General features: G+C 58.6%; 7 protein-coding genes and 6 pseudogenes. 11 read left to right on the forward strand and 2 right to left on the reverse strand.

Going from position 1 to position 19,897, the window contains the following annotated elements:
- The first annotated feature begins 1,810 nt into the window (after positions 1–1,810).
- The 6 genes and pseudogenes from ABIB80_RS22040 to ABIB80_RS22070 all read left to right on the forward strand — a co-directional run.
- Complete coding sequence (locus ABIB80_RS22040) at positions 1,811–4,075, forward strand: condensation domain-containing protein (protein ID WP_354128320.1); 2,265 nt, start codon at positions 1,811–1,813, stop codon at positions 4,073–4,075.
- Positions 4,076–4,694: 619 nt separating this feature from the next.
- Positions 4,695–5,708, forward strand: coding sequence for a D-alanine--D-alanine ligase family protein (locus ABIB80_RS22045; protein ID WP_354128321.1), 1,014 nt, complete (start codon positions 4,695–4,697; stop codon positions 5,706–5,708).
- 87 nt (positions 5,709–5,795) lie between these two features.
- Positions 5,796–6,683, forward strand: a complete 888-nt coding sequence (locus ABIB80_RS22050; protein WP_354128322.1) for a MurR/RpiR family transcriptional regulator — start codon at positions 5,796–5,798, stop codon at positions 6,681–6,683.
- 1,011 nt (positions 6,684–7,694) lie between these two features.
- Entirely contained in the window at positions 7,695–8,423 is a 729-nt protein-coding gene (locus tag ABIB80_RS22055) for a reverse transcriptase domain-containing protein (protein WP_354128323.1), read from the forward strand.
- Between the two features lie 634 nt (positions 8,424–9,057).
- A complete protein-coding gene (locus ABIB80_RS22060) occupies positions 9,058–9,609 on the forward strand; it encodes a GNAT family N-acetyltransferase (RefSeq protein ID WP_354128324.1) in 552 nt (183 codons plus the stop codon).
- A 1,107-nt stretch (positions 9,610–10,716) separates the two neighbouring features.
- Positions 10,717–10,974, forward strand: a pseudogene (locus ABIB80_RS22070) (transposase); the annotation flags it as partial.
- Positions 10,975–11,006: 32 nt separating this feature from the next.
- On the opposite strand, the pseudogene ABIB80_RS22075 reads toward ABIB80_RS22070, so the two are convergent.
- Positions 11,007–12,359: pseudogene (locus ABIB80_RS22075) on the reverse strand (IS110 family RNA-guided transposase); the annotation flags it as partial.
- A gap of 229 nt (positions 12,360–12,588) precedes the next feature.
- Here ABIB80_RS22075 and ABIB80_RS39380 point away from each other — a divergent pair.
- The 5 genes and pseudogenes from ABIB80_RS39380 to ABIB80_RS22095 all read left to right on the forward strand — a co-directional run.
- Positions 12,589–13,177, forward strand: a pseudogene (locus tag ABIB80_RS39380) (DDE-type integrase/transposase/recombinase); the annotation flags it as partial.
- 76 nt (positions 13,178–13,253) lie between these two features.
- Positions 13,254–13,515: pseudogene (locus ABIB80_RS39385) on the forward strand (integrase core domain-containing protein); the annotation flags it as partial.
- 1,451 nt (positions 13,516–14,966) lie between these two features.
- Complete coding sequence (locus ABIB80_RS22085; RefSeq protein WP_354128325.1) at positions 14,967–15,893, forward strand: DUF2156 domain-containing protein; 927 nt, start codon at positions 14,967–14,969, stop codon at positions 15,891–15,893.
- Between the two features lie 261 nt (positions 15,894–16,154).
- Positions 16,155–16,681: pseudogene (locus ABIB80_RS22090) on the forward strand (transposase); the annotation flags it as partial.
- 257 nt (positions 16,682–16,938) lie between these two features.
- Positions 16,939–17,152: pseudogene (locus ABIB80_RS22095) on the forward strand (transposase); the annotation flags it as partial.
- Positions 17,153–18,194: 1,042 nt separating this feature from the next.
- Here the strand turns inward: ABIB80_RS22095 and ABIB80_RS22100 are convergent.
- Positions 18,195–18,965, reverse strand: a complete 771-nt coding sequence (locus ABIB80_RS22100; protein ID WP_354128326.1) for a CmcI family methyltransferase — start codon at positions 18,963–18,965, stop codon at positions 18,195–18,197.
- Between the last annotated feature and the right edge of the window lie 932 nt (positions 18,966–19,897).

Below are 19,897 nucleotides of genomic sequence, written 5' to 3' on the forward strand. Positions count from 1 at the left end.
GGAGAGGCAGGCAGCCGGCCGCCGAACCGATCGATCGGGGCAGTGGGTGCCGGCGGGAGCCTGGTCCCGAAGTATGAACTACCATAGCGGAATCGTGTGAGCGCGTGAGGCGGATAGCGGCGTTCACCCGACACATATGTGAACCGAGAGGATCGATGGCCATTCCTAAGACTGTTTAAGCATACGATGCTGGATGACATTCCTCTTCAAGGCTCGTGCCAAGTGCGACGGGTTGATTCATAAAAACGATTTGCGCAAGCAGACGCGTTGTAGGCCCGACAGCATGTCGCGAATCCGACGATCGGCATCAGAGACCGTTGATCTCGATGTCGCAATAGTTGCAGCAGGCTATTAAAAAAAAAGGCGCTAGCCGACCAGCGACCGTGTTCATTAGCTCCGACGAGATTCGGCCCCGCCCGGAACTTGGCCAAGGATGTCCTCTTTCAGCAGCCGGTCCTGTTCTTCGAGAACTGCTGGTCCAAGATTTCCGGCCCGAGAGCTCGACGGCTTGGAATCTGCCAACGTAGGACGTTCGGCACAAAGGTGATCGATTCGAGCTGGGAAGCGACGATCCTCACGCGCAAGCGCCTGCGCTGTATGTTCAGACACTGAATTTCGTTCTTAATGGCGCCGAGACCGCGAATGGCAGACGGCGAGCGACTGTTGCAAGAAATGGCTTCGATGCGTTCCGGGAGCACGGCCTTCGGCTCAGGTGCGTGATGCACTTTTCCGAGCGAGAATCGGCCTGAGCAGACTCGGGGCAGCTGCGATAAGGGCCGGCTTAAGCGCTCGATCGCCCGGAGGCGTTCCCTGGCCAAGGTCCCGCGAGATGATCACGAAGTTCAAGGCAGCCGGATGCATCGAATTGGGCCCTTGAGGGCGCTCGGTTTTGAGAACTCTGAGAGAGCGTGGGATTTCTGGGGTTATGCATGATACGATTTGAGAACCAGAGTTCCCCCTAATGTAGGATGCGTAGAGCCGAAATTCGGCACATCACCAGGAGAAACTTGCCTGCAATCAAGTCTGTGTTGTCGCAGAGTTCGGCCCCGTGCGCGCGTCGATCGCGGAGCCTCGGTTGGTGTCGTTCTGCGAGAGATGCGGCGTGCAGCCGCGTTTGCGGCAAGCCGCGAGAAAGTCGGCGATGTCATGGTTCTTGTCGGCGGCCACGCTGCCGCCCGGCCTGGCACTGTGCCCTCGATCTTGTCGAGCGCTGTCGTTCGCTCCGCCGTACCGTTGGCCTCGGTGAAGCGCGCATCTATGATCGGCCCTTGCAGTTCTCCATCATCAGACCATGTGGCAGAGCTTGGCCGCTTGCCAGTTCACGACCTACGATGGTCCGGGTTGAGTGTTGACGGGCACGTCTTGCGGCGGGCCGCCATGGCCTTTCAGCTCAGCCCGTTCCTCATCGCTTAGGACCAGAGATGCAAGTTGCCGTGGCATCGAATGCTCCATCGCTCTTGTCCCGAAGCTATGGCACAGCGTGCAACCTTAACAAGAATCAAATGCCTCGAAGTTGTGACTCAGGACACTACCGCGAATCAGGTCGGTCGGGTTTTTACACGCTATCCAAACTCCAGTACCGTAGCATCGTGCGGCGAGGAGATCGCCGAGCGGATCGTGTCAGGTTTAGGACGGCTACGTTCGGGATACGACACGCTGAGCGCAAGTATTCAGCCGTTGCGGTGCGAAGGGACATGAGTTTTGCGCTCCTTTAGCAAAGGCTCGTCCCACTTCCTTTGTGGCACGCCGATTGCTGGGACACATTGAACCGTCCGTTCTGATCCTAGCGCTCGCCGGCCGAAGAGTTCAGATGAAACTTGCTCGATTGATCCAAATCAATGCCACAGACGCTACACTGTTGAGTAGGGCGCCGCCGATTCAGGCTTCGGCGCGTCCGTGCTTGGTGTCGCAGTCATTCGCCCAGCAGCTTTTCCTGTCGCGTTTGGAGGGCGGCAGCCAGCCCTGTCACATCCAGATCCGGCGGCGGCTTCGCCGCGCATTGCAAGAGGCTGCCCTGCAGCTGGGCTCGGAACAGCGAGTGGCGCGTCATGCGGTGCTGCGCACCACCTTTGATGTGGATGACGGCAAGCCGTTCCAGCAGATCGGAGCGGGGCATGTCAGCCTGCCGCTGAAACGGGACAATCTGACACCGGCAGTGAATGCGGATGCGACGCTTTCAGAGCTGTTGCGCCATGAAACGCGGGTCATGTTCGAGCTGGAAGCTGGACCGGTGATCCGCGGACGGCTGGTGAGTCTAGCGGCGGACGAGCATATGCTGCCGACCACCATGCAAAAAGACCGTCAGTCGGAATACTGGCTCTGGACCTTGGCGGGAGCGCCAAAGGTGCTGGCGCCCCCGATGGACCGGCCGCGTCCGGGCCAGCAGGACTACAGAGGTAGCTTCGTCGAGTTGGCGCTGGACGAGGCGATGACCGCCCAGCTAAAGGCGCTGAGCCGACATTATAGGACGACGTTGTTTGCGGTGCTCCTGGCGGGCTCGGCCTCGGTGTTGGACCGATTGCCGCGTCAAAAAGATCTGGTGATCGGCACGCCCAGCGATAACAGCGCATGCTCCGTCGGCCTTGGCGACTGTATCGCGCAACATGATCTCGCGGGAGACCTTGCTGATATCGGCGGGGCGATTCGCGGAAAGCTGATCTCCGCGACGTCGCTGTTCGAGAGGAGCACGGTCGAGCGGTTGGCGAGTTATTTGCAGTATGTGCTGAGCACTACGGCGAGCGCCGCTGAGCAGCAGGTCTGGTCGGCGCCGCTTTTGTCGCCGCGGGATCGCCGCCGTCTCCTGGTGGAGGGGAACGCCATGGAAGTGGCCTATCTGCAGGACCGCTGCATTCACGAGTTGTTCGATACGCAGGCAGAGCGGGATCAAGAGGTGATCGCGGGCGGCTACGACGACCAGAGCTTGAGCAACGCCGCGAATGCGCTGGCGATTTCGGGGGCACCTCGCGTTCGGCCGCGTCAATCAACGCCGAGCAAATCGAACTCGAGACCCAAAACCGTGGTCATGAAATTCATCGAGGGTGCGCGTGTCATTACCAAGGCTGAGCTGCAAGCCAACAACATCACGCGTTATCATGTCACAAAATTTTATCGCGAACAGATCACCAACAGTGGTCACTACGATCAGCTGAAGCACGTTGTGGAGCCCTCACTCGAGGAGTTCCAGAGTCCTGGCACCTTGGATACGAGCGGCGAACACGACAACACGGTCCTGCGCGGACTTCAGCACAAGTATCCGCAAACTGGGTTGGTGCTGCTAACCGACCGTTGCGCTTCATATTGCCGTTACTGTTTTCGCAAACGTATTGTCGGCAAGGACTCCGGTGAAATCGGACCCGATTTAGCTCGGCTTGCGCAATATATTAGCGGCCATCCTGAGATGACGAACGTGCTGCTATCGGGAGGCGACCCCTTCGTGCTCAGCACCGTCAAGCTTAACGAAGTTCTTGATCACCTGCTGCCGATCCAACATTTGGAGTCAATTCGATTCGGTACAAAAATGCTCGCCTTTAAGCCCAACCGGTTTGAGGATCCCTCTCTACGGGCCTTATTCCAGCGGATCCATGAAGCGGGTAAGACCGCTGTGATTGTCACACACTTTGATCACGTCGCGGAAATCTCGGTCAATGCGGAGCGCAACATTCGCTTTTTGCGCGCACAGGGCGTGCAGTTCCTCAATCAGTCCGTACTTCTCGCGAAAGTCAACGATGATCCAGAGATCTTGGCGGCAACCTTCGCCAAGTGTCACCAAGTAGGGGTCCGCCCTTATTATCTCTTTCAGGGCAGGCCCGTGAAAGGGGCATCGCATTTTCAGGTTTCACTGTGCCGCGGACTAGAGATTACGCGCGGCATCAATCAACGTCTCAGTGGCATCCAAAAGACATTCAAATACATCATGTCCCATTACACAGGGAAAATCGAGATCCTCGACCTTGGAGCCGATGGCCGTGTGTATATGCGATATCATCAAAACAAGACTCCCGAAAGGATCGGCAAGATCTTTTCCCGGCCTCACGTCGAGGGCGCTTGCTGGTTAGACGAATTGCCGGAAGAATGAGATCGAAGGGCCCAACCTTGATGACCGATTCATACCGCGCGGAGCACAATGGCCTCACCGCTTCCGTGCGAGAGGCGCCACGCAGTCGCGACGGGTTTCCCGCTCGGCACAGAGTGGGGCCGGAAATCCTGCGTGTCCGTGGGACGATCGACGCGGGGGAGGGACGCGCCCCGGACACTCTGCATTTGTGTGCCGAGCCTATGCATGTGTGTGCAAAGTCCATGGAAAAATTGTGTTGCTCGTCCGTTCGCGGACCATCGAACGCAGCCCCTGAATTGAAGCGAGCCGATCTTCAGCATGGCCTGGCGGTGCTCCGTTGAGCGAGATGTGCAGAGATAACATTGTCTCAGCGGAGACAGTGCTTAAGAGGGATTGGTTGAACGTGTTGCTCTTTGCCCCGCCGCGCGGCGTTGCGCTGGTGATCGTGTTCTTTCGGCTCCGCCTTGGCGCGAAGGTGCTGGACGTTTTTGGGCCGGTCTGGGCACAAGTATCTCGGTTGCCGCCTATTCGAGGGAGCAAAGTCGGTGCTGGGCCGGTGGCACCGGCGAGGCGCTGGTCAGGAGCCGTTCGCCTTAGTCGACCAATCCGAAAGTCCGGGCAAAGACCCAAGGAGTAGCTCATGCGGGTAGCCGTCGTGTGGAATCATAATCGTACTGGCGTGATCAACCGATTTGGTCAGTCTTGTCCAGAGATATACGACCGCGAGGCGGTCGAAAGCGTGGTGGCGGCACTGGAAGAGGGCGGCCATGACACGCTGCTGTGCGAGGGCGATAAAGGACTACTTGCAATGCTCGAGCGGTTCATGCCGCCGGATCCGGAAGCCCGCCCCTCCGGAATCGTCTTCAACATGGCGTATGGAATTCAGGGCGAGTGCCGTTACACCCACATTCCGGCCATGCTCGAGATGGCCGGCGTCCCGTACACGGGATCGAGCCCGCTAGGGCATGGGCTGGCGCTTGACAAGGCTATCAGCAAGAGGCTTATCCGCGATCGCGGCGTACCAACGCCGAACTTTCGAGTGATGGGTCGCGGTACCCAGAGTCCCGGGGATCTCCGATTCCCAGTAGTAGTGAAGCCCCGTCACGAATCCACCAGCTTCGGATTGCAGCTCATACATGAGCCCGCTCGATTGAGGCACGCCGTAGAAGAGATTGTCGCGAATTATGGGCAGGATGCGCTTGTGGAAGAATACATCGAGGGGCGGGAAATCTGGGTCGCGCTGCTGGGAAATGGAGAGCCCGAGGTGTTGCCTTTCGTGGAGCTCGACTTCGGCGACCGCGAAACACGCCTTATGACTTGGGAAGACAAGGCGCATTTGGCCGTCGCCGCGCCGCGGAGGATTTGCCCGGCGCGAATCGAGAGCAAGCTCGCGAGGGTGCTGCGGGCTATTTCGGTTTCGACATTCCGTGCGTGCCTGTGCCGGGATTATGCCCGCGTTGACCTCCGCATCGACCGCTCCGGCCAGCCTTTTGTGCTGGAGATCAACTCCATGGCGGCACTCGGTATGCGCAGCGCTTACGTCCAGGCGGCGACCACCGGCGGGCTCAGCTTCTCGAGCTTGGTCAATCGCATCCTCGATGTTGCGCACACGCGGTATTTCGGCATCTCCAATCGCGACCTGACCGTTCCGTAGCTGAGCCCTGCGCTGCCACTCTGCAGGTCACATGGATTCGGCCTTTTTTTGTTTGCCGCTTATCGGCTGACCACAGGAGCCATTGCAATGGATGTATCCGTCGCAAGAGCCATCAAGTACAGGTACGAGCTGTTGCCGCGGCAAATGAAGGTCGCCGCACGTTGGTTGCTAGAACATCCGACCGATGTCGCACTCCTGTCGATGAGGGAGCAGGCGCGCCGCGCAGGAGTGTCTTCGGCAACACTAACGCGGCTTGCACAGCGGCTCGGTTTCGATGGTTTCGACAGATTGAAGGAGATATTCGCGGAGACTATCAGGGAACGGCCGAAAGGGTTCGCGGGGCATGCAGAGGAATCACTGGCACGACGAAACGACCAGGGCGATGCCGCCCTCATCTACGATACGATCCATGCCTTGCGTGCCCGTCTAGGGGACCTAGTGCGGCCCCCTGCTATTGCGGCGCTGGCAGCAGCTGCCGATCTCCTCGTGGAGGCGCGACACATTTTTTGTCTCGGCCTCCGCTCAAGTTTTCCTGCAGCCTATCTGATGCACTATTCCGGCTCATTGCTGGGCTCGCCCACAATATTGATCGATGGAATGGGGGGCACGGCAAATGACGCGCTCCGGTCTGTCGGTCCAGCAGATGTTTTACTGGCGGTAACAGTTAGTCCGTACACGCGCTACACAATGCAGGCCGCCGAGTTCGCAGTTGCGCGGGGTGCGAAGTTAGTCGCGTTAACAGACAGCGAGCTATCTCCGATCGCGAAGCTCTCCAAAATTGTGATCACCGTTGGGACCGAAACACCTTCGTTCGTTCACGCCATGACGCCCGCTTTCGCGGCGACGGAGTGTCTCATCAAACTGATCGCGACTAAGCGCGGCAGCCGCGCACTTGAAGCGTTAGCCGCGAATGAAGCAGATCTCGCGGCGCTCGCTACTTATGTCCTGGAGACACCGCGCAAGCGCAAGCCGTGATCGGTCGGGGCAGCCATAACGCTCATGAGGCGCTGTGACTGTGTGCATATACTTGGCTGGCGACCGCGAATCGCTACGCCCAGCGGATTGTCCTGACGCGATATCACCGAGCCCGATACCGGTGCAGCGCTAGGACGAACAACGCCCTTGTCAGCAAAAAATGCAGAAAGATAGGCGCTCATCTCAAGCCTCTTAAGAACAAGCCAGCGACTTTGCCGCTGCTACCGACGCGAATGACCGTGCGCCCCGAGGGCACGAACTATCAGTGAGGGAGGGTCTCACCCGGATAATTGTCGATTGGTCCGGAAGCTGGCAGGCGGCACGACCGGGTAACTGGTTGGGTCGGAGCTCTGCGACAAAGGCGGCCTTGGGCTGCTGAGCGATCCGATGGGCCGTAACAAAGTGAAGCCCGAGGGCCTCGAAAGTTCTAATGCGGATGCCGACCCTCCGGTCATTTGGGGAAGGCCGCACGCGTGGGGAAGCAATCGACATGCGCACCCATGCGATCCGCCGGGGTAGTGGGCACGGCACGTCGGAAGGGTGGTTCGTAGTTACAGGGGGAGACCCGTCGCGGACGAGGGTAGCGGCCTCAACATCGCATCAGGCGGTGGTCACGGTGGGAGTCGGACGGGGCAGTAGGAGCGTTGATGCCGGGTAATGCCGGTGGAGCAACGGGCCCCGACTTCTGGTGCGCTTTTGAAGATGGTGAGGTGAAGGTGATTGGTGATGATCCTGACAACGCCTGATAAGATCCGGAGCCTTCAGAGAAAGCTCTACTGCAAAGCGAAGGCGGAGCCCACCTTCCGCTTCTATCTGCTCTACGACAAGATCTGTCCGAGGACATCCTAGACCACGCGCGCATCAATGCGGGTGCACCGGGTGTGGATGGGATGACGTTTGCTCGCATCGAGGAGCAGGGCGTGGAGGCATGGTTGGCGGGCTTGCGCGCGGAACTGGTCTCGAAGACGTACCGACCTGATCCGGTGCGGCGGGTGATGATCCCGAAAGCGAATGGTGTCGAGCGTCCATTCGGCATTCCAACCATTCGTGATCGTGTGTCAGACTGCCGCCAAGATCGTGATCGAACCCATCTTCGAGGCTGACTTCGAGGACAATGCCTACGGCTACCGGCCCGCTCGCGGGGCGGTGGACGCGGTCAAGGAAGTGCACCGGCATTTATGCCGGGGCTATGCCGATGTGGTTGATGCAGATTTCTCCAAGTACTTTGGCAATGTTCGGCACGACCGGTTGTTGGCGAAAGTGGCGCGACGGATCGACGACGCGGACGTCATGCACCTTCTGAAGGTTATGTTGAAGGCTTCTGGCAAGAAGGGCGTTCCACTCAGCAACCTGTACCTCAATGAGGTGGACAAGATGCTGGAGCAGGCGCGGGAGGTCACGCGAAATGGCAAGTACACCTACATCGAATATGCGAGGTTCGCTGACGATCTGGTGATCTTGATCGACGCCTACAAACGTCATGACTGGCTGATCAGGGCTGTGGACAAGCGGCTTCGGGAGGAGTTCGGCAAGCTGCAGGTTGAAATCAATGATGAAAAGAGCCGCACAGTGGACCTTGAGCGCGGTGAGTGCTTCGGGTTCCTAGGTTTTGAGTTCCGCTATCTCCGCGGTCTAAGCGGAGCGATGCGGCCGCATTACACGCCCAAGCTCAAAAATCGGACGGCGCTGGTGCGGGCGCTCATTCCAGCGAGTGCTTCAGCTTCATCAAAGACTGGGTAGAGAAGAAGGTCAGGCGCCATGCGACGTGGAGGGGCTGGAAACGTGGCGCGGTCGAAAGGCCTGCCGGCGCGCCAGTCCTCGACCTTACTGATGAGCGGGGATGGGAGACGGGGCGTTTGGCCAAAGGGCGCCAAGCTACCGCGCCCATCCTCGACACTACCCCACGAGTCGGGTGTGGCTCGATCACGTAACTCGGCTGATTGAGCGCACTCTCAACCTTGGTAGGTGCCTGCATCTGTGCGCCTGATAATGTGTCGGTCTCAGACCCGATAGATCAATTGCAAACGCGTTGCGTGAAGCGCTGCATTCATTGCCGGTAGGGGAGATGTCATGAGCCAGCAGATCGAGTTGGGCGGGTCTAGGTCCGCTAATTGATATCGGACCAGATCGTGCCTTGCTTCCAAGATTGCGGAGTCAAGCGTCCGCGAGCTGGCTTCGAGTTGGGCATCTTTGATGCCGACATAGCAAGGCTCCGTTCCGGTCGAGATGAATCCCGTCCTATGGGTGGCGTCATGCCCTCAGTGTATCGCCACCTGACACATGCCCGCTCGAGACATCCATGGGCGGTCCCTTGTTTCAATGAGAAGCAGCTTTGCCTGTGATCCCAGACAGGCGCTCCGATTGGGAGAACTTGATGATCGCATATCAGACCGAACGTTTGATCCTCACCCCCGTACGACAGGAACACGAGCCGGAATTGTTCAAGCTCCACAACGATCCGCTGGTCCAGCATGTGATCTTTAACAACAAGCCCCAAACCACTGAAGATGTGCGCAACTGGATCGATGTGGCTTTGGACCAGTGGCGCAAGAACGGCTTCGGCGTCTGGATGCTCTACGAAAAGGCCAAAAGTGGTCAGATTTTTATCGGTCGCTGTGGCCTGCGCGACTTTGGGGATACCAACAATCTCGAAATCGCGACTTCACTTTCCGAATACGGAAGAGGGCGAGGTCTAAGTCTCGAGGCCGCACGCTTTGCCGTCACGCACGCCTTGCAAAACTCGACCAAGGAAAAGATTGTTGCCCTCATTAAGCATGGGAATACGCGATCGGAGCGGGCAACCAAGAAGATGGGGCTGCACTATATCGACGACCGCTGGTGGAACGGGAAAGTCTGGCAATATTACGAAATCACCCGCGAGGAGTATTTGTTCCAGCCGCACCACACGAATGTAGTTAAATGCTAGCGGCAATGGTGGGTTTCTCTGATCAGGGAGATATTGGGCCCGTCTTGGATTTGAGTACTGCAATTAGGTTGCGTGCTGGAGATATTCGTGTTCCGACCTCCAGTTACTAGGGCGGGTTCCGCAGTGCGGCGCCCGCTTAGCGCTTCCGCGATCTCGGTGAATAGATGGGCCCGCTGCGCCCGCATGCCACCGGCCTGAGTGGACGAGGACTCGTCGCGGAGTCCTGGTCGAGCCAATATCGCATCAGGAGTCTCGATGGATCATTTCTAAACCCACGACAAAAGGCTGGTATGAGAATCGGGACCGACGCAATCCACCGCGCGCCGGGGATCGGAGCCTGAAGAAGCTCAGGCTGGACCTCCTGGATCTCTATTTGGTGCTTGGCCGTCGCGCAGCTTGAATTTCCCGGCAGCATGCGAGACTGATTGAAAGGAGGAGGGGCGAAGCCGCGCCATCGGAGCCGCCAATTTTAACATGGCGCTGCTGAAGACTACGCTCGAGGACATCAAGGCCCGGATGGCCTGCAATCAGCTCGAGTATCGTGTGATGCCCGAGCAGTCGAGGTGAAAACTTATCTCGACTCCAAAGCCATTCCGCTGGTGGCCTATTGGCAGTTGGCCGATGGCCGCGAGGAAAACAACGAGAAGCTGATGAAAGATTGGTAAGAAGTACAATCCAAGCGCGGTGCGGGTAGCCCTGAAATGGCTGCTCGACCAGCACGGCGTCGCCGCAATCCCGTGGGCCTCGCGCACCGAAAGCCAAGGCCAATCCGGATGCGCTGAAGCTCGATCTCGATGGCGACGGTCGCAGAGTGATAGCGGCCGTGCCGAAAGACATCCGCTTTGTGAATCCCGACTTCGCGCCGGCTTGGGCTTAGCGAGGGGACGCCTCCGTGGGCGTGACGCGACGATATTATGGCGAGCTTGGTAACCCGGGCAAGTCCCAAAGCAGCGAGAGGGCAAAAAAGGTCGGCCAAGGTCAGCCCAGGAGACTTGCCGTGACCGCAAGCGCGAGCCGATAGAGCCGGCTCCGCAAATTTGAACAGGTCGATAAGTGGAGTTTCTGCCTGACAGCGGGCACGCTGGTGCCTGCGAATCAGGAGCGACGATGAGCAGACGAGCGCGCCGGCACCACACACCGGCCTTCAAGGCGAAGGTGGCGCTTGCCGCCGTCAAGGGCGACCGAACGATAGCTCAGCTTGCCGAGCAGTTCGACGTCCACCCCAATCAGATTACGGCGTGGAAGGCGCAGCTGGAGGGTGGCGCTTCCGGAGTTTTTGGACCTGGCGGCGCTGCGCCGGCCACGCCTGCGATCGATGTGAAGTCGCTGCATGCCAAGATCGGGGAGCTGACGCTGGAGAACGATTGCCAAGAAACGGCAGCACCGAGTTTCGGCTCCAAGGGCTGGAGAACAAAGCCGAATGCCTTGGCACGCCGACGCAAATTGTTGACGACTCGCGTCTGGTAACGCGTCTCGTAGGACGAGGCCCCGGGATGGACATAGTCCATTCCGTATCGCACAGCATTGTAGAACAGAACTGCGATCTTGCGGGCCGTGGGGGGTCACGGCCTTGGCCTTGCGGATGCGCGCTGAGAGCCGTCTATAAAAGGCGCCGAGCGCGGTGTCTGTACGACCCACGGTCACGGCAGCAAGGCGCAGAAGTGCCGCCGCCCGGCCGCCGGATCGGCGCGTTCGGGCGAGAGCATTTTGCCGCCGGAGACCTTGTTGCTAGGCGCCAGTCCCAGCCAGGAGGTAAAATGCTTTGCACTTGGCCACGAGGAGAGGTCGTCTTCGCATTCAGCGATCAGCTTCAGCGAGAGGAAAGGACCGAGGCCGTCGAGCGTGGTTATGTCCGTTCCGAGCAACGCGAGCAGCGCCTCGCGGACGTCGAAACCTAGAGCGTTCGCCTGATCGGTTCGATTCCGACGCCGCGAGGCCCGCGGCGCTGGTCCATGGCCATGACCGCGATGGACGATCAGTTCCTTCAACACGGCTTCGATCCGGGCGTCGCAGGCAGATGTCTTCTCGTGGTAGGCGTCGTAAAGCGCAAGTGCCTGCTCAAGCGCAAACAGATGCTCGGCGCGGTAGCTTCCGGTGAGCGTCTTCGCGATCGTCTCGGCGCTGGAGTGGCAACTGTAATGGCGCAAGCACGCCAGCGCCTCAGGATCGCGCTCGCCGGCAAGGATCGTGCGTATGATACGCAGGCCGGTCGCGCCGGTGATGTCGGCGACGACGTGGTGCAGCTGAAGGTTCATCTCCGTCAAGGCCTTCTGCATATGCTGGATGTGTGAGGCCGCGTACTCCAGCCGACGCTCGCGCTGACGCACGTAGGCTCGCAGCTCAGCAATCTGCCCTTTGGCCCGAAAGCTGGCCCGCAGCAACCCGAACGAATGGAGCCGCTGCAGCCGTTGCGCATCGCTGACATCGGTCTTGCGCCCTGGCACGTGCTTGGCATCGCGCGCGTTGACAAGAAACACGGCAAATCCCCGGGCATCGAGAAGCTCGAAAATCGGAATCCAGTAGACGCTGGTCGATTCCATGACGACGGTCTCGATGCCGCATTCCGTAAACCAGTCGACCAGCCGATGCAGATCGACCGTGAAGATACCGAAGCTGCGGACTGGCTCCGGTGCGTGATCTGCCCCCACGGCAGCCATGTGCATAGTCGCTCCGACGTCGATGGCAGCCCCGTTCGGGTGCACCATCGGCATCTTATCACCGTTCCTCGACTTCGATCTTTTCGGGTTCATCTCCAATCCTCCTGCTGACGGCGGCGGAAGGGCTGGGCTGCGCTATTGGTCAGATTCCTAAACGGGATCGCCGGATGGCGTCACCACTCTCAAGTGCGCAACAAGCCATGGACCAGGTTTTTAACTGGGTCACGTGCCACCAAAATCGTATCGGCCGCTCCCTTCCGGTCGGCAATCTAACCCCGGCTCTGTTTCTATCCCCCAAGGGGGAGCGCAGCTCCGCGCATAGTTTCTTGGAAGGAGCGCTCACCAAGGCGGGATTGGTGAGCGCAAAGCGATGATCGACCGTGAGCACGATCTGTCGATCACCGGGCAGGCGGAAGTTCGCAGATCAGCCGCGGCAACATTTTATTACCTGCCGCGCCCGGTGCTGGACGCCGATCTCGCGATCATGCGGCGGTCTCGACCGGCTGCATCTGGAGTTTCCCCCCGCCGGTTCGCGCATGCTGAGAGGCCTACTGGCTGCCGACGGGCCGTCGGCATGTGAAGACGCTGATGCGGCGGATGGGGATAGAGGCGCTCGATCGCCGTCCGCGCACCAACAGGCCGGAGCCCGGCCACAAGATCCATCCATACCTGCTGCGCGGCATGGAGATCACGCGGCCGAACCAGGTCTGGGCGATGGACATCACCTACATCCCGATGGCGCGCGGCTTCGTCTATCTAGCCGCGGTGCTGGGCTGGGCAACCCGTCCTGTTCTGTCGTGGCGTCGTCGATCACGATGGAAGCAGCCTTTTGCGTCGAGACGCTGGAAGATGCCGTGGCTCGTCACGGTAAGCCGGACATCTTCAACGCGGACCAGGGCTCGCAGTTCACCGGACAGGCGTTTATCTATAGCGCGACAATCTGGATGAGACGCACTTCCATCTTGATTGCCGCGCCGCACTTTTCCCGGCGTGCTCGCCGACAACGGCATCGCGATCAGCATGGACGGCCAGGGCGCATGGCGGGACAACGTGTTTGTCGAACGGCTCTGGCGCAGCATCAAATATGAAGAGGTGTATCTGCGGGCCTATGACAGCGTCAGCGAGGCGCGCAGCTCGATCGGCCGATATCTCGACTTTTATAACAGCAGAGCGCCCCCGTTCGAGTCTTGACGGCACCACGCCGGATCAAGCCTACTTCACCCCGCTGCCGCTCCGCCTGACAGCCTAACCCCGGCAGAGGCTCCAGTTATCGACGCGTCTGTTCAGACAACCGGGACCAGCTCTGATCCCACGGTCAAGGAGCCTGCGATCAAAGTTACCGAAGCGCGCTTGAGACGAGAGATTAGTGAAGACCGCGTGCTGACCAAGGACGGGGCCAGTCCATCCACCCAACTTCTGGCCAAGGCTTAAGTCGAAGAGGGAGAGCGGCCTTGTTATGTCGATATCGCCGTCTTGGCGGCTTCGGTTTTCGTGCCGGCAGTGTGCATTGGATATCTCGTCGCGTCGTCGGGTACGCCCGCGCCCCACACGCCGGTGAGTAGCGCTGGTAACGGTCGGCGTCACCAACATGTCGATCGGGATTGCATCGCGCCGTCGGCATCATCCTACTCGTCTTGCCTGAGTGGACGTTTCTGGCGGCATGCTTGTCACTCAGCAGATGTGCTGCCCATGTGCAAGAGCTCACCCGGATGGAGAGTTAAGATAAACGCCAATCTCTGTGAGTTCTTACTCATTGTTCTTCTCGTGGCGCGAGTGCTGTTCATCCTGTCGTGGCGCGGGCTGTCCAGCCGCGCGACGACAGCGATCTGGTCGGCGTCCTTGCCACGACACTGCGAGCCATCCAGCGGCGGACGGCATCCGGGCGGCATCGCGTGCGCGATCGGGGGCTGTCATTCGCGCTGCGCCGATGAACTCGTAGAGCTGGACCAACAGTTGCTGGCCCGTGAAGCGAGTAGAGTGGCTCACCAACGGTATTGAGTGCCAGAGTTGGTAGGTTGCTGGCTATGGCGTCGCCGTTTAAATAGCTTCATTGCTTCGGGATCGTGATGCGGAAGCAGTGCGAAGGCGATAAAGAATTCGATTGGACAGGCGATCATCATCTCGCAGTCCATCGGGATGAGGGGAGACCTCGATCATGAATCAGGACGACTACGCTTATGAGGCAAGTAGTATGCCTTTCGTTGGACGATCCAAGATCTACCTTGTTTTATGGTCGAGGAAAACAACATCGAACAGCGATGTCGTACGAAAGCCTGTGGCGTTATTCTACCCATGCGAATCAGAGAGCGATATAGATCGGTCGTCGTTCGAGTTGACTGCGTCGACTTCATTAGTCGCGGTTGTCGTGCCAACGCGTGCGGCCGAAATTGGGGTTCAGCATCCTCATGGACGCGGTCCATAAGATGTAGCGGCCGCAAAGAAACAGCGATGGACTACAGCTGCGAGAAGTGTCTGCGAGCCGATACCTTCATCTCTCAATGCTGCCAAATGCCAATCCAGCTTCCAGCATCCAGATACTTGGCGACAAACCAAGTTCCCAGGTTGCGTCACGTAATTCGGTTTGCGCTAGGCATCATGTGAAAGGTAGTTCAGAAGCTGACCGGCCTTTCGTCAATCCTCTAACCCAGCCAACGCGCGAACCTCAAACCGAGTCAATGTCCGTGATCGTAGAGAGGTAATGTGAATGAGGTCGCATCGCCACAATGCGCCATGTTGAGAGCCGGGATCACCATGAAAAGCATCTTTGACGCCATGCAAGCGATATCAATGGTCCACAAGACCACCTTCGACCGTTACTTTGCGGAGTATCCGCCCAAATGCTCCGAAATGACCTTTACAAACATTCTCTGCTGGGCCGACGTCAAAAACCACCAATTCTGTGTGTATCGTGATCACCTGCTCGTATCTTATCAACGCAAATCCGACAGTGAGCCGCAGTTCTTTCCTCCGATAGGAGAACATCCGGAGGACCTCATGCTGGAGCCGCTTCCGGGGCTCCAGACGTACCGATGGGTGCGGATTCCTAGGACCCTTTCAGATGACCTTTCAGGAAGCATGTCCATCGTGTTCGATCGAGACAATAGCGACTACTACTACGACGTCGAGGAGTTGATAACGTTGAAGGGTAAGAAGTTCGAAGGGAACCGAAACCTCATCAGGAGGTTTGCCGATTTGAATCCGACGGTGCGGTTGATGCAGGCACACGATGCGACTGCTTGCATTGAGCTTCAAGAGAGATGGCTTAGCGAACAAGATGCAGATCGAAGTTCAGCAGCAGAAGAGACCGCTGCCGTTAAGATCGCTTTTCATCACTTTGAATCCCTGCCTATAAAGGGCGTGGTGGTGGAGATAGATCAGAAGCTCGTCGGTTTTGCCATGGGTGAACGGCTCAACTCTGAAATGTTTGTTGAACACTACGAGAAGGCCGCACGAGAGTTCAAGGGCGCCTACCAGTACGTTCTTCATGCATTCGCGGGGGAGGTTGCAGCCGAGTTGAGGTACATCAATCGAGCGCAGGATCTTGGTATTCCGGGCTTACGCCAAGCGAAGCTCAGCTGGCGGCCCGCCGGATTCGTGGAAAAGTACAGTGCACGGATGTTCTTATGATGAGTTACACGGATGCGTTCTTCCAGCGCGGCGTCTGCTGGTTTTGAGGCTCGACGCAGCGAGCATTGGCTCGGGGGCTCGCGATTGACGATCTCCCTATGTGACATTTGATTGGGGCCGCCAAAGACGTGGAAACCGCGATAGCAAGCTATGCGGGAAAGTGGGTGATCACGGGATGAGATAGGCGGCGCATCGAGGCGGGTGTCGCGCCCGCCAGAACCTCTCCGGGAGAGCGATCCGCCATGAACGAGACTAGCAAGAGTGGCGCTTCGTCAGCCCGAGGATATTTCGACCATCACTGGCCAATATTCTGCGAGCCAGTGCGCGGCAGCGTCTGGCGCAGACCGTAGAGATCGAAGTCGAGTCGTTTGTTGCCACGGTGAAGGATTTGAAGCTTGCCGAGGGGCGGGCCCGTGTCGTGCAGCATGGTTACGGTCCGGCCCGAACGATTGCGACCGACATCAGGCCCATCGAGGTCGCGCGGACGAGAATTCGGGACCGCGGGGTGGCCGGTGACGGCGAGCGGATCCGCTTCAGCTCGGCGATCCTGCCACTGTGGGCGCGGCGCACCAGGAGCCTGGATGCGCTCTTGCCGGTGCTGGACCTGCGCGGCATCTCGAGCGGCGATTTCCTGGAGGCGCTGACGGCCTTGCTGCGCAAGGACGCGCCGAACCGATGGCGCCGGTCATCTCCCGGCTGAACGGCCGCGTGGCAGGGGCGAGTATGAGCGCTGGCAAATGCGCGATCTGTCGGCGCGACGCTATGTGTATGTGTGGACCGATGGCGTTTTGCCAACCCTATCGAAAGCGTGTTCGCGGCCATGCAGCACCGAACCGTGCGGACGAATGGATCATTGTCGTCAACGACCGCCAGGCTGATGGTGTTCAAGCTAGTCGTCGCCGCATCAAAAGCCTTGCGACGGGTCAGAGGCACAAATCAGAAGCGGACAGGCAGATTTCCCGCATCCGGCTCTCGAAAAAAACGTCACGCCTCGACCCACTACACGTCGTGCCCAAGCCGGCTCAAGCGTACGAGCCCGGAGAGTGTTGACAGCGACGGCCGACGCGTCGCGCTCGGGATGGATATCAGGCCGTCCGGGGCCGAGACGTTCTGGAACTCGTTCCCGTGCAAGCTCGCGCGGCGCGCCTGCGCGGTGTCAAGCTGGTGATCGCCCATGCCCGCGAGGGGATCAAGGCGCAGTCACCAACGCGCTGAATGCGAGCTGGCAGCGCTGCCACCTGGGCGCGTCGAAAAGGCGCAATTGGCTGATTCCATTCTCGTCGGCGATTCGCGATCGGCAGAACAAACGAGATTCTGGGGCGTAAGGAGCGGGCATGAGTCGGGCATTGTCCAGAATCTTTCGCACGTTTTATCAGGTGACGACTTCGGTTTGAGAGAGTTGCTGCTGATATAGCGGGTCGCGTGTTCACGCAGCATTTGGTCGACCACGCGCTCCGGGAATGTGCGGCAGCCGTGCCGCCGCCAACTTGAGACAGGATTGGCCATCAGGAAAGGAACCGATGACTTGGGTTCGTCCCCGGACGTCCTTCACGATGGGCTCGAGCGGGCGAGCGGGATTGTTCCTTTCGAATCATCGTCCCGAAAAGGCGTAGTAGCTGAGCGTCTCGTGGACCGCCTGTCGACGAGATCGGCAGCTTTGGCGTTACGGTTTCCCGCAGATCTGCGATGACGGTCCCGGCCTTCTCGTCGGCCGCGGCACGCCCTCTCTTGCGCATGAATAGCCTTGAGAATGTGGCTCAGCTCGCGAACGCCTAGTCGACGGCACGTGGCCGAGGACATTGCGAGTGCACCAATGCTGCGGTGATAGCGCGCCTCCCGTAGACAATCCGCGACGCTCGGCAAGACCTCGCCAGGCGCCGGAAATCACTAGCTGCACGCATTTGAGGCCGCTGGCGCAGAAACGATGACGAGCCGGATTTGTCCTTCGCGGCGCCTTCACAGATGCGGTCGATTTTCCAGAACTCCTCTGCATTGATCGCCGAAGCCACAAGGAGCGATACATTGCGGACTTCGCCGGCCCAGCCGCGCTTCATGACGACGCCGTCGAGGCAGAGACGGATGCTCGCCTTCGATCCTCCGATTCCGCCAAGCTTTGGCCTTGGCAGAAGTTTTTTATTGAGGTTCGACTCTGTACTCGGGCTGCACTTTGCCGGACAGATGTCTCCGCCCCGCCGAACCGAAATCCCTGCCGGATATCCCTCGTCTGTAGCCTCATGGCATTCAGCGTCTCTCCACAGTCGTTATCGTTGCTCCTTCGTTCTAGAAGAAGCCGACTCACACTTAGGATTTCCGAAGCCAAGCATTTGGAGCAGAAGTAAGGTTCATCCCAAACGCGTCAGTGTAATAAGTATCGACTAAAAATCCGGATTGCTCGACCAAGTGCAAGCCATCGATGATCTGTTTATTTGCTTTTATAGGAACATCTTCAATTACATAATAGTCACCCGGCACTAGAAGTTGGCTTAGGTAAGAAAATATCGAAAATACTTGCACGTGCGCATCGTCGATCACAAGCCAAGGATGAGGTAGCCCCATCAGAAGCTCTTTATCGAAGGTCTCAACGTCCGAAAGGTCAACCTGATGAAAGGTAAGAAGTGGATGTTTTGCATTTTCGTGGATGCATTTGGTGTGCAAATCAAAGGAGTGGACTTCACCGGGACCGTCACAAAGCGCCGACATCTGATCAGCGAACCAGAGTCCGCTGCCACCTTGAAACGAACCGAGTTCTAGAATTGTCTTCGGCTGAAGCTCCCAAATAAGCCTTGTATACAGAGACAGATCAAAAGGAGTCTTGATATTTATTAACCCCTTGTAGGTCAGCGCCAAAGCTCCAATTTTTGCGGAGCGCTTGACGGGAAAACTCCATGGGAAAATAGACGACCCCCATCCACGGGTCGATGGCTTTGCAAAACGGTCAGAATAGTCAGCATTGACGATGCTGCTAATCGCGTCAAACATTCCCTGATCAAGTAGACCACCCGGCTTTGTTTGATCGGGGTAGTTCTTGTGAGCGGCCTCCCAAAAGGCCTCGTATCCGGAAGCGAGTTTCATTACGTATCTCCTTACTGCGCCATCGTTGTTTCGCAAAACCGCGTGGCCTTGACAAGTTTCATTGCCTAACAACCAATCGCCGAAAGGACGTGCACCTTGGCTGCAAAACTGCGCCAAAGCGTAACACTGCCTCGTGCCCGCTCGGCGCCGCTATCTCATTGGCCGCAGTGAAGTTCGAGACGACCGCCACATCAATGTTTGGCGCTTCTGCGTTTCCCAGCATACGCAGCATCAACGTTGCATTGGTTAGGATCACTGGGGCAAGTCTCGTCCGGATCGGCGGCTCTTTGCTCCTCATCCCAGCAATAGGCGTGCCACTCGCGGAATATGGGGCGCGCTTGCCCTGCGAGAGTGAAAACACGCATACGCGCCAACACGCCGCTTGGAATGGCTGCGAGGCGTTGTCGGGGTTCCGACATCGGCGTCATCAGCCGGACATGGATGGTACGAGGGAGGGAGGCTCAAGCGCTGTCATGCCGACCTCGAACGCGTGCTTGAGAATGATATGCCCTATGCGATCTCACCCTTCGGGCGCTCGGGATTTGGTGCCCATCCGTCCTCTGGGTTAGCCGCGCGCGATCTCGAAGGCGCCGGGTCCGCGCGCATAGGCGGGAATGTCGCCGTTCGATCCTGGGCTCGTCACGTGGTGCGAATTGATTCGGAGCACGCCGTGACTAGGCCCGGCATATCTGCGTCACCTCGGTACATAGCAAGGGACTTCTGGCCCCACGGCGCTGACAGCTTAGTTCTCCAACCGGGGGCGGATGTTAAAGCGGCGAGCTTGTTAGCGAAGTGGTCGGCGGCCGAGGCCCGGAGCATGAGCTCGTCAATGCGTGAGGCCGGCCACAGATTGACGAGTTTAGTCAGCACATCCGCAAAGTAGGGGTTGCGGATCAACGCCGGCCGATGAGCGAGCGATGCAGGCCAGCTCT

The organism is Bradyrhizobium sp. i1.15.2 (assembly GCF_040548425.1).
In the GTDB taxonomy this organism is placed as follows: Bacteria; Pseudomonadota; Alphaproteobacteria; order Rhizobiales; family Xanthobacteraceae; genus Bradyrhizobium; species Bradyrhizobium canariense.

Excerpts from the sequence above, each read along its gene's own strand:
- ABIB80_RS22100 (WP_354128326.1), bottom strand. The coding sequence starts at position 18,965 with ATGAAACTCGCTTCCGGATACGAGGCCTTTTGGGAGGCCGCTCACAAG.
- ABIB80_RS22050 (WP_354128322.1), top strand. The coding sequence starts at position 5,796 with ATGGATGTATCCGTCGCAAGAGCCATCAAGTACAGGTACGAGCTGTTG.
- ABIB80_RS22055 (WP_354128323.1), top strand. The coding sequence starts at position 7,695 with ATGGTGTCGAGCGTCCATTCGGCATTCCAACCATTCGTGATCGTGTGT.
- ABIB80_RS22045 (WP_354128321.1), top strand. The coding sequence starts at position 4,695 with ATGCGGGTAGCCGTCGTGTGGAATCATAATCGTACTGGCGTGATCAAC.
- ABIB80_RS22060 (WP_354128324.1), top strand. The coding sequence starts at position 9,058 with ATGATCGCATATCAGACCGAACGTTTGATCCTCACCCCCGTACGACAG.
- ABIB80_RS22040 (WP_354128320.1), top strand. The coding sequence starts at position 1,811 with ATGAAACTTGCTCGATTGATCCAAATCAATGCCACAGACGCTACACTG.